The organism is Cupriavidus numazuensis, from assembly GCF_905397435.1.
GTDB classification, from domain to species: Bacteria; Pseudomonadota; Gammaproteobacteria; order Burkholderiales; family Burkholderiaceae; genus Cupriavidus; species Cupriavidus numazuensis.
The window spans coordinates 1-15,074 of the sequence record NZ_CAJPVI010000034.1 but is presented as its reverse complement, the minus strand read 5'-3'; the positions used below and the strand labels follow the sequence as shown (position 1 = coordinate 15,074).

Below are 15,074 nucleotides of genomic sequence, written 5' to 3'. Positions count from 1 at the left end.
CATGCTGCATGTGTCCATGGTGGGATGCGGCGCGATCGGCCGCGGCGTGCTGGAGCTGCTGAAGGCGGATCCCGATGTCGCGTTCGACGTGGTGATCGTGCCGGAAGGCCAGATGGATGAGGCACGCAGCGCGCTGTCGGCGCTCGCGCCCAACGTCCGTGTGGCGACGGGCCTCGACGGTCAGCGCCCCGACCTGCTGGTCGAGTGCGCGGGCCACCAGGCGCTCGAAGAGCACATCGTGCCGGCGCTGGAGCGCGGCATCGCGTGCATGGTGGTGTCGGTCGGCGCGCTGTCCGAGCCGGGCCTGGTCGAGCGGCTGGAAGCAGCCGCGCGCCGTGGCAACACGCAGGTGCAGCTGTTGTCGGGTGCGATCGGCGCGATCGACGCGCTGGCCGCGGCACGTGTGGGCGGCCTCGACGAGGTCATCTACACCGGCCGCAAGCCGGCGCGCGCCTGGACCGGCACACCGGCCGCCGAGCTGTTCGACCTGGAAGCCCTGACCGAACCCACGGTGATCTTCGAAGGCACCGCGCGCGACGCGGCCCGCCTGTACCCGAAGAACGCCAACGTGGCGGCCACGGTTTCGCTGGCCGGGCTCGGCCTGGACCGCACTTCGGTGCGCCTGCTGGCCGACCCGAATGCCGTGGAAAACGTCCACCACATCGAAGCACGCGGCGCGTTCGGCGGCTTCGAACTGACCATGCGCGGCAAGCCGCTCGCGGCCAACCCCAAGACTTCGGCGCTGACGGTGTTCAGCGTGGTTCGCGCACTGGGCAACCGGGCGCACGCGGTATCGATTTGATTGACATGCTTGGGCGTTGAAGCCCACCGCGTGTTTGCTCCCCTCTCCCGCATGCGGGAGAGGGGCCGGGGGAGAGGGCAGGCGTGTGGCAAGCACGACAAGCTGGACTTCGTGGAGATTCCTGCCCTCTCCCCCCACCCCTCTCCCGCAAGCGGGAGAGGGGAGCTACGCAGCAGTAAATGAACAGGCCGTCGCAGCGCGAGACCGCAGCAGGACGCAAGGGCAACGACAGACCAAGCAGGCAACGACAATGAAGACGCAAGAAGTACTCCCCATCTGTATCGCAGGCGAATGGCGCCTGGGGACCGGCGACCGCTACGCGACGCGCTACCCGGCCACCGGTGAAGTGGTGGCCGAACTCAACGCCGCGAGCCTCGCGGATGTCGAAGAAGCGGTGCAGGGCGCGCAGCGCGCGTTCGAGACCAGTGGCTGGGCCCGGCGCAAGCCGCACGAGCGCGCCGCCGTGCTGTATCGCGTGGCCGAGCTGATCCGCGCGCAGGCCGAGCCGCTCGCGCAGCGCCAGCGCCTGGACAACGGCAAGCCGATCAGCGAAACGCGCGCACTCGTCGCCAGCGCTGCCAGCACGTTCCAGTTCTTCGCCGCTGCGTGCGAAACGCTGGAAGAGCAGATCACGCCGCAGCGTGGCGAATGCCTGACCATGAGCGTGTACGAGCCCATGGGCGTGGTCGCCGCCATCACGCCGTGGAACTCGCCGATCGCCAGCGAAGCGCAGAAGATGGCGCCCGCGCTGGCCGCCGGCAACGCCGTGGTGGTCAAGCCCGCCGAAGTCACGCCGCTGATGGCGCTGGAACTCGCACGCATCTGCGACGAGGCCGGCGTGCCCAAGGGCCTGATCAGCGTGCTGCCCGGCAAGGGCTCGGTGATCGGTGACGCCATCACCAAGCATCCGCTGGTGCGCCGCGTGTCGTTCACGGGTGGCACCACCACGGGCAAGCACATCGCGCATATCGCCGCTGACAAGATGATGCCGGTGTCGCTGGAACTGGGCGGCAAGTCGCCGACCATGGTGTTCGACGACGCCGATCTCGACCACGCGGTGAACGGTGTGCTGTATGGCATCTTCAGTTCGTCGGGCGAATCGTGCATCGCCGGTTCGCGCCTGTTCGTGGCGCGCTCGCAGTACGAGCCCTTCATCGAACGCCTGGCTGCCGGCGCTGCGCATCTGCGCGTGGGCGATCCGGCCGACGAGCGCACTCAGATGGGCCCGCTGATCACCGATCGCCACCGCGACTCGATCGAGTCCTATGTCGCCATGGGCGTGCAGGACGGCGGCCAGCTCCGCACCGGCGGCCTGCGTCCGGACGTGGCGGGCCTGCCCAACGGCTACTTCTATACGCCGACCATCATCGAAGGCCTGGACAACCATGCCCGCATCGCCCAGGAAGAAATCTTCGGGCCGGTGCTGGTGGCGATCCCGTTCGATGACGAGGACGACCTGATCGAGCAGGCCAACGACAGCGTCTACGCGCTGGCGGCCGGCATCTGGACGCGCGACTACAAGCGCGCCTGGCGCGTGGCACGATCCGTGCAAGCCGGCAATGTGTGGATCAACACCTACAAGCAGTTTTCCATTTCCGCGCCGTTCGGTGGCTGGCGCGACAGCGGCCTCGGCCGCGAGAAGGGAAGGCTGGGCATCCTGCAGTACATGGAGCAGAAAAGCGTGTACTGGGGCCTGAACGAACAACCGCTGCCGTGGGCCAACTGAGCCCCGCAAGCTGGAGCACAACATGATCAAGGTATTGGGAATCGACGAAATCGTCTACGGCGCGGATGACTTTGACGCCTGCCGCGGCTTTTTCAGCGACTGGGGCCTGACCATCAAGCGCGACGACGCGCAGGGCCTGGACTTCGAAACGCTCAACGGCTGCCGCGTGCTGGTGCGCCGCATCGACGACGCCACGTTGCCGCCCGCGATCGAAGCCGGCCCGACGCTGCGCGAAGTGGTGTGGGGCGTGGAGACGCAGGCATCGCTGGACCATATCGCAGACGCTATCGCTGACGCGCCCGGCTTCGTGAAGCAGGGCGAAGGCAACACGCTGCGCATCGGCTGCACCGACCCGAACGGCCTGGCCGTGCGTTTCCAGGTCACGCGCAAGCATGAGGTGCAGGTCGAATGCGCGCTGATGAACACGTGGAACGACAAGCCGCGCCTGAACCAGCGCAGCCCGATCTACGAACGCGCCGTGCCGATCGAAGTCGGCCACGTGGTGTTCTTCGTCAAGGACGTGAAGGCCACCGAGCGCTTCTACGTCGAGAAGTTCGGCTTCGTGCCGTCCGACCGCTACCCGGACCGCGGCGCGTTCCTGCGCTGCGCAGCCGAAGGCGGCCACCATGACCTGTTCCTGCTGCAGTTGCCGGAACCGAAGGCTGGCATCAACCACGTGGCGTTCACCGTGCGCGACCTGCACGAAGTCTTCGGCGGCGGCATGCACATGTCGCGCAAGGGCTGGGACACGCAGCTCGGCCCGGGCCGTCACCCGATCTCGTCGGCGTACTTCTGGTACTTCAAGAATCCGGCCGGCGGCCTGATCGAGTACTACGCCGACGAAGACCAGCTCGACGAGCACTGGGAGCCGCGCGCGTTCGAGCCGGGCCCGACCATGTTCGCCGAATGGGCGATCGAGGGCGGCATCGACGGCAACACGCGCCGCCAGAAGAACGCTGGCGGCCCGGCAGGCAAGTTCCTGACCGAGAAGCGCTGAACCCGCTGAACGCGAGCGCAAGACCAGGCTAGTAGTGCTGCTGCGGCATTGTGCGCAGCACGCCAAGGAAACAGAAGGAAGAGACATGAGTGCCCACAAGACCCTGACGATGCGAGTCCAGGCCATGCGCTACGAAGCGCGCGGCATTGTCAGCCTCGAGCTGCAAGATCCCGACGGGGCCACGCTGCCCGAATACGGTCCGGGCGCCCATATCGACCTGCACCTCGGCAATGGCCTGGTCCGCAGCTACTCGCTGTGCGGCGCGCCGGAAGTCCGCGACCGCTACACCGTGGGCGTCCTGCAGGACCGCAACAGCCGCGGCGGCTCGCGCTACGTGCACGAGCAACTGCGCGTCGGCGCCACGCTGACCGTCAGCGCGCCGCGCAACAACTTCGAACTCGATGAAAGCGCCGCGCACACGGTGCTCGTCGCCGGCGGCATCGGCGTCACGCCGATCGTCTGCATGGCACGCCGCCTGGCCGAGCTGGGCCGTTCGTTCACGCTGCTGTACTGTGCCCGCACGCGCGCCGAGGCCGCGTTCGTCGAATCGCTGTCGGCGTATGGCGACGCGGTGCGTTTCCACTTCGACGACGAAGCCGGCGCACCGCCCGACATGAAAGCCATGCTGGCCGGCCAGGACGCGCAGACGCACCTGTACTGCTGCGGCCCCGGCCCGATGCTCAACGCGTTCGAAGCCGCGTGCGAGGCGCACGGCTATCCGAATGTGCATATCGAGCGCTTCGCCGCCGATCCGTCGACCGAGTCGGTGCAGGAAGGCGAATACGTCGTGCAGCTGTCGCGCACGGGCTCCCTCGTCAAGGTGCCGTCGGGCAAATCGCTGCTCGATGCGCTGCTCGAAGCCGGCCTGGATGTCGAGCACAGCTGCCGCGAAGGCGTGTGCGGCTCGTGCGAGACCGCCGTGCTGGAAGGCTGCCCCGACCACCGCGACAGTGTGCTCAGCAACAGCGAGCGCGCCTCCAACAAGACCATGATGGTCTGCGTGTCCGGCTGCAAGGGCAGCCGGCTGGTGCTGGACCTGTAAGTCCACGCCCGACGGCGGGGCCTGCCGGCCTCGCCGGCGCTTCACCAGTGCGCCCGAGCGCGCAACCGAAGCCCTCCGTGCCGCGGCGCGATGGCTGACTGCCCCCCAAAGTATTAGAAGAGAAGCACCGTGCTGACACAGAGACAAGACACCGCGTCCCCGAGCGCGCAGATGGCGGCGAGCGCCAGTATCGTGACCGCGGCCGATGGCGCCGCCGGCTTTGCCGACAGCCGCAGCACCAGTGCCGCAGGTAGCACGGGCGGCGTCACACGGGGCAACATCATCGCCCGCATCGAGCGCATGCCGGGCAATGCCATGCATATCCGCGCGCGGCTGCTGATCGGCCTTGCGACATTCTTCGACGGCTTCGACGTCATCGCCATCGCCGCCACGCTGCCGCTGCTGATCGCCAAGTGGTCGCTCACGCCGGGCCAGATCGGTATTTTGATCGCGGCGCCGTCGGTGGGTCAGCTTGTCGGCGCACTGGTGTTCCCGGCGCTGGCTGAGCGCTTCGGCCGGCTGCGTTCTATTGGCTGGAGTGCTGGCATCATCGGCCTGATGAGCATTGCCTGCGGCCTTTCGCCGTCGTTCGAGATCTTTTTGCTGCTGCGTATCGTGCAGGGCCTGGGGCTCGGCGGCGAGTTGCCGGTAGCGGCCACCTACATCAACGAAGTCACGCGCGCGCATGGTCGTGGCCGCTTCGTGCTGCTGTATGAAGTCGTGTTCCCGATCGGCCTGATGGTTTCCAACGGCGTGGGCGCCTGGCTGGTGCCGCACTACGGCTGGGAGGTGATGTACTTCCTCGGCGGCGTTCCGCTGGTGCTGTTCTTCATCCTGCGCCGCGTGATTCCGGAATCGCCGCGCTGGCTGGCGGAGAAGGGGCGGATGGAGGAAGCCGACAGCGCGCTGCGTGCGTTCGAGGCGCGTGCCCGCACGCCGCTGCCGCCGGTGGGGGATACCAGTGCCTTTGATGCGATGACCCATCATCCGCGCCGCCGTGTCCGTGACCTGGTGAGCAAGGCCTATATCGGCCGCACGCTGGCGGTGTGGATGCTGTGGGCGACCTGCGGGTTCATCCAGTATGGCTTGTCGACGTGGCTGCCGACGGTCTACAAGACCGTGTATCACGCACCGCTGCAACTCGCGCTGAATCTGGCTGCTGGCGCTTCAGTGCTGGGGGTGGTGGGGTCGCTGGTTTGCGCGATGATTGTGGACAAGGTTGGGCGCAAGCCGGTGATTAATGTGTCGTTCCTGCTGTGTGCGCTGTCGCTGGTGCTGGCGGGGGTGTTTCATGCGTCGAATGTTTATGTTGTGGCGACGCTGTGTGCGCTGGCTATGGGGTTCCTGGCTAGCGGGTTTATTACGGCGTATGTCTATACGCCGGAGTTGTATCCGACCAGTGTGCGGGCTATGGGGTGTGGGCTGGGTGGTGCTTGGCTGAAGCTGGCGGCTATCTTTGCTCCGTCGCTGATCGCTAGCACCATTGGCAGCGGGAATCTCAGTAGTGCGTTTCTTTCGCTGGCGGCTGTGCCGTTTTTGGCGGCGATTACGGTGCACTTTTTGGGGATTGAGACTAAGGGGCAGGTGTTGGAGGAGTTGGAGGTTTGAGGTATTGGGGGGCTTAGTCGATCTGCCGGCGGGCTCGGTGCGCAAATCCATGAATGATCTAGCCCGCGCACCAAAGTCCGTCGCTTTCATCCAATAAGATACCGTATCCCATGGCGGCCCCCCGCTTGCTCTAGCACTTTACGTAAATTTTTCGAAAACGTTCCATCTGCCGCCGCCGGGAGCAGTGGCAATAGTCGTTCAGCGACAAAACGCTCGGTTGCAGCACTTCCAAGTAGGTGTCCATCAAGAGGCCACACACTTCCCTCTCGGCGTAGATCAGCCAATAGAAACGATATTGTATTCTCGTTGAATGCATCCGTCGTGATTTCTGTGAAATGAGGGATCACATTTCGCAACAACAGTGCTCTAAATTTGGAGTCCTCTCGTTGAAATTCCGCTATCAACTTTTGCTTGACAGTCTGACTTACATGCTCCGCGAGCAAGGCGCCTATTCCTCGTGACAGCCAGAAATAGTCAGAAGTGGCTGCAAGTTCAAGCGTCCATTCCAGCCACGGTTCGATATCTTCAATATTCAAGCAACCCAAACCCGGTAGATCTGGCGGAATCGAGCCTCCTAACAGGGCGGACGCGAGACGAGCATCTTGAAGATTCATGAGTTTGGTGAATAGAACCTCCTTCCCAGTCCAATCGAATTCGATACGCAACAACGGTTCATATTTCAAAATTTTTCGTTCCGCATCACTCTTGTCCAGCAATTCACCAAGGGCCGAGAAGATTGGTCTCAAATCGTTGGGGGCGGTGCAGTAAAGGAACACCGCCTTACGCAACCCGTGGATCTGATGAGCGCGTTCATTCACGAGATTTGACAGGTCAGGTCTTGCGGCGCATAGGTATCTAAGGGCTTCAACGGCCGAAGACCTCTCGACTTCTAAAAGTGATTCGAGTTGTGTGACGTGTTCAGATGTAAACGAAGCCCAAGATGACTCGTCTTCGAGTTTCGCAAACTTTCCGACGAAGGCTATTACCATAGCCGCTTCGTTGACACCTCTGAGCAACAAATCGCCTGCAATTGTCAATCCCATGGTGGTGCGATTGTCGCGGAGGAGATTGCACAGCACGCGCCCACGGGTCTTTGGAACGGGTGCCGACCGATTCGACGGTATGAATATGCGTTCCACGGCACAGAGGTCCAGACTACCCAAGAGAGTACTGGCGCCGCTCACAAAACCCGCGGCACAATCTTCATCGTCTTCGGGATTGATTTTCAAATCAAGTTCGTCTGCCAAACACGCTATTCTGATTGCGTCGTCTTCGGTTACGTATGGAGCCAGTGCTGGGGCCAACCCGTTCTGACAAAAATTGAAATCGTCCCACCGGCCCAAAAGCATCGGAAGTGCTTCAGCCTTCATTTGTTCGCCCTTGATCGCGATCAGCTTGGCTAGTGCCGTCCCACCTAAGGTATTGCCGAGCTTGACCAATAAACGTAGCTGTGGCTCATGCGCTTCGGTAAGGGGAAGATTTTCCATTGTCCAAGCTACAGACCATTCTCGGCGCAAATCGATACCACAGCGAGTCGGAATTTTCTCTAGCAATTCCGCTATAACCGCGTCTCGACCAGATTCCATATATTTAGACGCATTCAGGGCGAGTTCAAAATCACATTTAATCACGTCCTGTAAAAAAACATTAGCCTGTTCGAATGGTAGTAGGCTTAGTGTAAAAAATAGCGCTTGATCCCACCTCTTTAGCGCCATCTTTTCGATAAGAATTAGTGAATTAGACAGATAGCGCCTGGCGAGTTCTGTTGAGGCAAGGTACTCTGTGATCGATTGATGTATGAAGGCTACTCGACTTCCGCTATACGGAACCAAAAGGGAATCCGAAACAAGCCAGTTAGCAAGATCACTTGCTGATATCCCTGCCTGAACAAGCGACTCAGCGGCCGGGCCAGCTTGCAAAATAGTAATAAGACTTCCAAGCGGAAAGGCTTCCTCTCCGCGATTCAATGCTTCGTAGGCAACCGGAGAAAGTACACGTTCGATATCGAGATTAATTCCAAAGCGCGACGTAAATCTATCACGTGTATTGTCAAGAAGTGATTTATAGAAGTCCCGCGGATGAGGCGCTGCGGGTAAATTGATTGCGCCGGTTGTGACGTATCGAAAGAAGAATGGCCGCTGAAGTAAATGGATCATTTCCAATCGGAATCTTCCATCGACGTTTATCCGTAGTCGATCGAGCTCGCTCTCAACTATGGATTGATCGATTTGATCAAGGCAGAAAAATGGAATTTCTAATTTGTTCAAGCCATCCGATGTTCTAGAGCTGATTACAACGGAGGTCTCGCCAATACTGTCGAAAAAGTGCTGAAAATCTGCCTCGTACGCTCCACTCTCCCAGTATTCCCGAGGTAGCTCGTTAAACGAATCGAGGAAGATCTTTACTCTGAACGAACTAATCAATTCGTCGAGGGGCAGGCCGCCTGGTAATGTTTGATTAACAAGTTGTCGCAGATTCCCGTGGTAGAGCTTAAGGTCAACAAATACCGGTACGATCACGCTTATCTGGTCGAATTCAGCAGCTAGGCTCGCTTCGTGAAGGCGCTCCGCAAGGTGTGCTGCGGCTCTTCGCATGGAGTACGATTTTCCCGCGCCGGGAAGGCCGGTTAGGACCGCTCGGTCCGGTCCCTCAGTGAGAAATGAGTCGATCCGAGAATGATCAAACATCCTTCGCCCAATCAAGCTATCCTTGCGCAACGATTCAGCACGAACTCGAATCGAGTACTCTGGGGCTTGTTTCGGTGTACGGCTGAGAGCGGCTGCGTGGCGAGCCAACGCAAGAAGGACCTCAGGCGAGCGAGGCTTGAAAGCTGCAGATTGCTGCTCACTTGCTGCTTGCTTCAGCATTAGATCAAGTAGCTCTAGCAGAGGTGTATGGTCAGCTGCCTCATTCTCGCGTTGTGTCGTCTCGTATCCGATCAGGTGAATTCCGTAATTGCGTCGCCAGTAGTCAATCTCTTGCTCTTGAACGTCTGCGACGACTGCGTAGTGATCACGGCTTCCGCCCTTATACGTGTTCGCGAGAAGATCGCGCACATAGATGAAATCGGGATCTCGAAGTCCAAATCCGAAATAGACGACGGGGCGGCTGGCGAGCAGCATTTTTACGGATTCCAATGCGGCCTGTCGCTCTCCTTGGGGAAGCAACTGCCTGTATTGCTCCCGTGTGAGAATTATGCTTTCGCTATCGCCAGCATCGCCGTGAGGTTTGAAAATAAAATCGGTGGCGCGGGCGTGGACGATCTCGGCCGTTTCGGTCAAATGTCTATTCGTGACAGGAGGTCGGTAAAACCGATCGGGTTGCCAGAGGCGTAAACCTTGTTCGATCAAGTCGTCATAGTTTGTCGTTATAAAGCACCTGGGCCCTAATGTGACGATCTTCCTGTGAATTTCGTGTGGCTTTGCTCGTCCATAGCGACACGCAGATCTCACGAAATCGCCGATCTGCTGCTTCGTGAGCTTGTCGAAACCATAGCTTGCTGCCTGTAATAGGTCGCCCTTCTTTGCCTCTTGTCGAATCAAGTCGGCGCTTGCGCCGCTGCGCTCAACAAACGTTGCAAGTTCCTCGATCATGTTCGACCATGTAGGGAGCCCCGCCCAAAGGGAAATCCCGGACCCAATGAATAGCACGGTGTCCTCCTGCAAAAGGACTTGTTTCAAAGGATCGATATTTCTTTGCTTATTCGGTAGTTCCATCGAGTCGTTTCCTTTGCTTTGTCGTTGGCGACAATCGAGGTACCGTCATTATGGGGGACGGTCTGCTATTAGGGGTAGCGCACAAATGCTTTTAGCGAACGTCTCCGTGACACAGACCATTTGCCAAGCCCGATGGACCGACGTTCAGCTTCTCCGATCAAACGGCAGCTTGCTGTGGCACTGGCGACGTCTCAGCGTCCGAGCGTCTCGGCGGGCGAATGACGCTTCGTGGTCGATCTCTGCCCCCGGAGTAGCTGGGCAGGGGCTTGCCAAGGCCAGAGGCGACCGACCCAAAGCCGCCTTTCAAACCGCTCCCAATGAATGACCGCATTGCAGAGCTGACGTTTTCAGAGTGCCGCCTTTACGCAATGTCCTCAGTCTCGGTCACGGTCGGCAGCATAACGCCCAGAGCAGTAATAGCAACGGTACTCAACACCAGTGACATCATCGTGCCAAGTTTCAAGATCCCCAGCCGTCAAACGCTGACCGCAGCACGAGCAACTGGCGGGCAAGTCATCCCCGTTCTCGTTCTCGCAGAACGTGCATCGGTAGCCTGAGTCAGACTCCTTGTTGACCACCATAGTGTCGTTGCCGCACTCCTCGCATTCCATGCGTACCGGATCAGCGTCGGGGTCCATCGGATCTACAGGATTTTCTGCCTCAACCTCGTCAGCCCTCTTAAGAGCATCGTGCAGTTTGAACTGGTACTCGTCCGAAAGAACCTTGAAGATCGCCCTAGTCGCGTCCGGAATTCGCTTCTCTACGTCTACAACGCTGTAAGAGTCCAAGAACTCCAGAACAGAGCGGAATAGACGACCGATTGTGATCCGCGCGGTAGCCACGTCCATCTCGAATTTGTGGTGCTCGATGTCATTGCGCAGCCGCTTCAGCCAGTCCAAGTCCTTCTTGAAATCGCCGGCGACTGCGTCTTTGTCTTCATTGTTGATGAAGTTGACAGCTTCCCAGAGCCCGATTGTCTTGGCCGTTGCTGGGTCGATCTTTGGCGCAAAAGGGTTGGCGTAGATTAGTAGCGGGTGCTTCTCGGTGATGTGGTGCTTAAAGATCAGTTCAATGAAGTGTGCCATGTGGAGCACGCAGAATTTGTAGGCCTTTTGATCGCCTCCATCCCCCTCCTCGAACTTCTTCAGTGCCTCTTCCAGGCTGTCCATCGCATTGTCTAGCAGGTCCAGCGTGTGGTTCATGTGATCTCCCTTACGTTGTTGTGCGTCGATGATACAAGAGGGCCACGCTGCCCATCTACCAACCGGGATGCCCTTAAAATGGGTTATGTTTCGGGCCTGCTACTTTCTTGACGTTCGCCATGCACCTCACGCGCCTTGCTATCAATCCGTACATTGCTTCTAGACTGGGACTCCAAGAGAACTTGATGAGCGATTTGGGGAAGCTCGTCGTTCTGGTCGGAGAAAATGGCTGCGGAAAGACGCGAATGCTCGAAGCGGTGGACTGGCTCCTTCGCCGCACGAGGCATGTCGGCCATGCCCGTTTGCTTGAGATTCGAGCAGGAAGGCAGGAAAAGGCGGCGTTCTTCTCCGCTCTCGCCAACGATCCAGACGATCACTACACATTTGCCGGGGCGGGCCATGATCTCGAAGCTTTCGACGCAATGCTCTCGCCTGTCGAGGGCTTCGAACTCGCTTGGGAAAGCGGCGAGGACGTCGATGCCGCACTCTCCGCATACTGCGCGCTCGCCGATATCTTGCGTAACTCTTCAATCGCAAATCGAGAGCATTTTGCGCGCCTAACAGTCGGCGTCCCGCGTGGCGATGACCCAACGGATCCGCTGCTCGTTGGCGCACCACTCGTTTACATCGATGACATCTGCGTGCGCCACGCTGCAGCCCTCGGAGATGAGCGGATCGGGTTTCACAGCGAGCACAGAATGATCGATAGCGAGTACGCCCGCTTGCAGAAATTGATGAGCAGTATCACAGGCATGTGTCTCGACATCGCCGATGGGCATGCTTCCCTCGATGGTCGAGGCGTTCATCGCACAACGTTCTCAGACGGGCAGATGGCGTTATTCCGTATCGCCGTTCTGGTCCATTCGCGAGTGCTCGAGAACGCTGCGGTGCCAATACATCTCGACGAGCCGGAGCGGCACCTACATCCGTCGCGACTCGTCGGACTTATCGACGCGCTCCGTACCCACCTGCCGCACGCGCAACTGTGGATTGCTACACACAGTCTTTCGCTGACAGCGCACCTTGCTGCGCTAGAGCCGCGGGCAATCTGGTTCGGCTCAAACGGGCGTTTCGAGCGCGCTGGCCTAGCGCAGGAGAAGGTGGTTAACGGTCTTCTTGGCGGGGCAACAGGCGCCGAGCAGATCAGCGATTTCTGTGTTCGCGCAGACCAGTTCGCTGCGTGCGCGTTCTCAGCCGACTGCCTTTGCCCTCCCGAGGCGGTTACATATAAGGAAGGCGATCCACAAATCCAGCAGATACGGGAGTTTATCGCTGGGAAGAGTGAGGGTCGTCTGACCATCGTCGACATTGGTGCCGGCCAGGGGCGGCTACTCGAGGGGCTGACTCATGCGCTCGGCGACGCGTTGGCCGACAGCGTGTCTTACTATGCAATCGAGCCGAACGAGGTCACGCGGGCGCTGTGCACCGAACGGGTGAGCCGACATTTTGACGACGGGGCTGCACGCGTATTCGCATCCGCGCAGGATTTCCTCGCTTCGGTAGCGACAAGAGCCGACGTGGTTGTCATGGCGAACGTGCTGCACGAGATCGAGATCGAACAATGGGAGGGCGTACTGCAAGATGTTCATGCCCTGCTGCAGTACGCGGGATCGCTGCTTGTCGTCGAAGACACACGCTTACCGCGGGGAGAACTGTCCCACGCAAACGGCTTCCTTGTCCTCGAGACCGAAGCCCTATGCGAACTATTTGCCACAGAAATGGGGGCGGACGGCGTACAGTACGTCGCCGCGCCTCGCGGTGGCGCTCGACTCCAAGCCACCGCCTTCCGAAGATCACACCTTGCCACGGTGACGGCGTCGTCTATCAAACGAGCCTTACAGTTGCAGCGGAGTATCACGGCCCGCAGCATTCGCGACCTCCGAAAATCGGACCAGAAACCGAACTACCGCCTAGGCCACGAGCACGCATATCATACGCAGCTACTTGCCAACCTCACACTTGCACTTGAAGACCTTGAGAGTCTAACTTGTTAGCCATACAGACATTGGCCCACCAATCCTGGATGACAACACGCACCCGAATCGGTCCAACCAGGATGGTGTGCCAACTGACCGCTCTTGTTAAGGATTGTTTGATGCCTGCCCTCGACTGCAGGACAGAGAGCGAGGGTGGCGCCTGTGGGCAGGCGTCGAACAATCCTCAAGGGAGGAAACCGCGGGATGCAGCGATGTGGTGCGCCGGGCTATGGCGATTGAAGCGTTTGCTCGGTCAGCGATGCCAAGGGATGTCGCAGGAAGCGAGGCGTGAAGCGGACGGAGGCATGACGCGAGGTGGTGGTGGGTCAGAATCCTTGGGACGCTGCGAGCATTTAATGAGGCGGTGTGAGACAGCGAGCACGACTGTCCGCTTTCGGCTCTGGTCTCCGAAGAGCCGACGATCGAGTTTGATGCGTAGGACGTGTGGGCTCATGCGATGACTCGCTTCGGTGGTGGTCCGCGGATACAGGCACTGCGCGGAATGACCTCAATGATGAGCATCGGTGCGCCACAATGCCGGCAGATGAAGGGCGTGGGCATCGCGAGGCCGGTGTCGTCAGGTGGATCGGTGACTGCGGGCGCGACATCCAAGAGCTCGCGCGCCTTGGCCAGGTTGGCACGGCGCACCGGGTTGGCAAGCAGCCCATAGTGGCGAATGCGGTGGAAGCCGTGCGGTAGCACGTGCAACAGGAAGCGCCGCATGAACTCACCGGCATCGAGCGTCATGGTCTTGTAGCGGGTGCGGCCCTTGGCACGGTAATCCTTCCAGCGGAAGGTCACGCCACGCTCGTCCAGGGCAAGCAGGCGCTGGTTGGAGATCGCGACGCGGTGGGTGTAGCGCGATAGGTAAGCTAGCACCGCCTCGGGTCCGGCGAACGGGCGCTTGGCATACACGACCCATTCGGAGGTGCGAAGCGGCGCAAGCCACTGCGCAAAGGCAGCCGGATCGGCGAGGGCGGCGTAGTCGCCAAAGAACTGCAACTGACCCTGATCATGCGCAGCCTGGAGGGCCTCGAGGAAACGGCGTCGGAACAGGCGAGAGAGCACACGCACCGGCAAGAAGAAGCCGCGGCGGCAAGCCACCCACCGTTCGCCGTCCAGTGACAGGCCGCCGCCGGGGACGATGCCGTGCACGTGGGGATGATGGGTGAGTGCGGATCCCCAGGTGTGCAGCACCAGGGTGGCGCCAATCTGCGCGCCGAGGTGCTTCGGGTCGGCGGCGATGGTCCGTAGGGTATCGGCGGCGACATCGAACAACAGACCATAGATTACCGCCTTGTTGTACCAGGCGATGGCGCTGATGGACGCGGGCAGCGTGAACACAACGTGGTAGTACTCGACGGGGAGCAGATCCTCACTGCGCGCTTCGAGCCAGCGATGCGCAGCGCTGGCTTGACACTTGGGGCAATGCCGGTTGCGGCAGGAGTTATAGGACACCTCGGGCCTGGCGCAGCCGGAACAGCGCAGCACATGCCCTCCCAGTGCCCCGGTGCGGCACTGTTCGATGGCCGACATGACCTGCAACTGCCCAAGGCTCAAGTGGGCAGTCTGTCGCCAGGCCGGCCCGTGGAGGCGGAAGATGTCCGCAACCTCGAGCACAATGAGCTCGGCGGCGGGACCTCTAGTCGGAACGCAGGTTCTCGAGTGGGCTGACGACCTCGCGCAGCAGATCAGTCGCGACTTGGGCATAGAGCGCTGTCGTCTCCAGCTTCTTATGCCCAAGCAGTACTTGAATGACGCGAATGTCGACCTTCTGTTCGAGGAGGTGGGTAGCGAAGCTGTGTCGCAGCGTGTGCATGGATACGTGCTTCTCAATCTGTGCCTCTTCGGCGGCGGCATGGATGGCGCGATTGAGTTGCCGGGGAGTGAGCGGCTCGATGGGGTTGAGGCCCGGGAACAACCAGCCACCGTCGAGCATCTTGCCCTGGGCATGGGCAACTCGCCACCAAACGCGCAGGCGTTCGAGCAGCACGGGAGAGAGCAT

General features: G+C 60.3%; 10 protein-coding genes. 6 read left to right on the top strand and 4 right to left on the bottom strand.

Annotated features, from left to right (window positions below; all coding sequences use genetic code 11):
• Window position 1 precedes the first annotated feature (1 nt).
• The 5 genes from KHO41_RS24685 to KHO41_RS24665 all read left to right on the top strand — a co-directional run bounded on the left by KHO41_RS24685 (window position 2) and on the right by KHO41_RS24665 (window position 6,175).
• Window positions 2–802: an aspartate dehydrogenase gene (locus tag KHO41_RS24685; protein WP_211955887.1), complete on the top strand. Its 801-nt coding sequence runs from the start codon at window positions 2–4 to the stop codon at window positions 800–802.
• Window positions 803–1,052: 250 nt separating this feature from the next.
• Entirely contained in the window at window positions 1,053–2,528 is a 1,476-nt protein-coding gene (locus tag KHO41_RS24680) for an aldehyde dehydrogenase (RefSeq protein ID WP_211955886.1), read from the top strand.
• Window positions 2,529–2,550: 22 nt separating this feature from the next.
• A complete protein-coding gene (locus KHO41_RS24675; protein ID WP_211955885.1) occupies window positions 2,551–3,525 on the top strand; it encodes a VOC family protein in 975 nt (324 codons plus the stop codon).
• 85 nt (window positions 3,526–3,610) lie between these two features.
• Complete coding sequence (locus tag KHO41_RS24670; RefSeq protein WP_211955884.1) at window positions 3,611–4,567, top strand: PDR/VanB family oxidoreductase; 957 nt, start codon at window positions 3,611–3,613, stop codon at window positions 4,565–4,567.
• A gap of 171 nt (window positions 4,568–4,738) precedes the next feature.
• Window positions 4,739–6,175, top strand: a complete 1,437-nt coding sequence (locus tag KHO41_RS24665; RefSeq protein ID WP_211955883.1) for an MFS transporter — start codon at window positions 4,739–4,741, stop codon at window positions 6,173–6,175.
• Between the two features lie 86 nt (window positions 6,176–6,261).
• Here KHO41_RS24665 and KHO41_RS24660 read toward each other — a convergent pair whose 3' ends face one another.
• Both KHO41_RS24660 and KHO41_RS24655 read right to left on the bottom strand, forming a co-directional pair.
• Entirely contained in the window at window positions 6,262–9,891 is a 3,630-nt protein-coding gene (locus tag KHO41_RS24660; protein WP_211955882.1) for an SIR2 family protein, read from the bottom strand.
• A 374-nt stretch (window positions 9,892–10,265) separates the two neighbouring features.
• Complete coding sequence (locus KHO41_RS24655; RefSeq protein ID WP_211955881.1) at window positions 10,266–11,093, bottom strand: hypothetical protein; 828 nt, start codon at window positions 11,091–11,093, stop codon at window positions 10,266–10,268.
• Window positions 11,094–11,278: 185 nt separating this feature from the next.
• On the opposite strand from KHO41_RS24655, the gene KHO41_RS24650 reads away from it, so the two are divergent.
• Complete coding sequence (locus tag KHO41_RS24650) at window positions 11,279–13,087, top strand: AAA family ATPase (RefSeq protein ID WP_211955880.1); 1,809 nt, start codon at window positions 11,279–11,281, stop codon at window positions 13,085–13,087.
• Between the two features lie 432 nt (window positions 13,088–13,519).
• Here KHO41_RS24650 and KHO41_RS24645 read toward each other — a convergent pair whose 3' ends face one another.
• Both KHO41_RS24645 and KHO41_RS24640 read right to left on the bottom strand, forming a co-directional pair.
• Complete coding sequence (locus KHO41_RS24645; protein WP_211955879.1) at window positions 13,520–14,689, bottom strand: IS91 family transposase; 1,170 nt, start codon at window positions 14,687–14,689, stop codon at window positions 13,520–13,522.
• Between the two features lie 22 nt (window positions 14,690–14,711).
• The coding region (locus KHO41_RS24640; RefSeq protein ID WP_211955878.1) for a tyrosine-type recombinase/integrase at window positions 14,712–15,074 on the bottom strand (363 nt) is incomplete at its 5' end.

Bases quoted from the DNA above. Each gene is read 5' to 3' on its own strand.
- KHO41_RS24685 (WP_211955887.1), top strand. From the start codon at position 2: ATGCTGCATGTGTCCATGGTGGGATGCGGCGCGATCGGCCGCGGCGTG.
- KHO41_RS24680 (WP_211955886.1), top strand. From the start codon at position 1,053: ATGAAGACGCAAGAAGTACTCCCCATCTGTATCGCAGGCGAATGGCGC.
- KHO41_RS24675 (WP_211955885.1), top strand. From the start codon at position 2,551: ATGATCAAGGTATTGGGAATCGACGAAATCGTCTACGGCGCGGATGAC.
- KHO41_RS24670 (WP_211955884.1), top strand. From the start codon at position 3,611: ATGAGTGCCCACAAGACCCTGACGATGCGAGTCCAGGCCATGCGCTAC.
- KHO41_RS24665 (WP_211955883.1), top strand. From the start codon at position 4,739: ATGGCGGCGAGCGCCAGTATCGTGACCGCGGCCGATGGCGCCGCCGGC.
- KHO41_RS24660 (WP_211955882.1), bottom strand. From the start codon at position 9,891: ATGGAACTACCGAATAAGCAAAGAAATATCGATCCTTTGAAACAAGTC.
- KHO41_RS24655 (WP_211955881.1), bottom strand. From the start codon at position 11,093: ATGAACCACACGCTGGACCTGCTAGACAATGCGATGGACAGCCTGGAA.
- KHO41_RS24650 (WP_211955880.1), top strand. From the start codon at position 11,279: ATGAGCGATTTGGGGAAGCTCGTCGTTCTGGTCGGAGAAAATGGCTGC.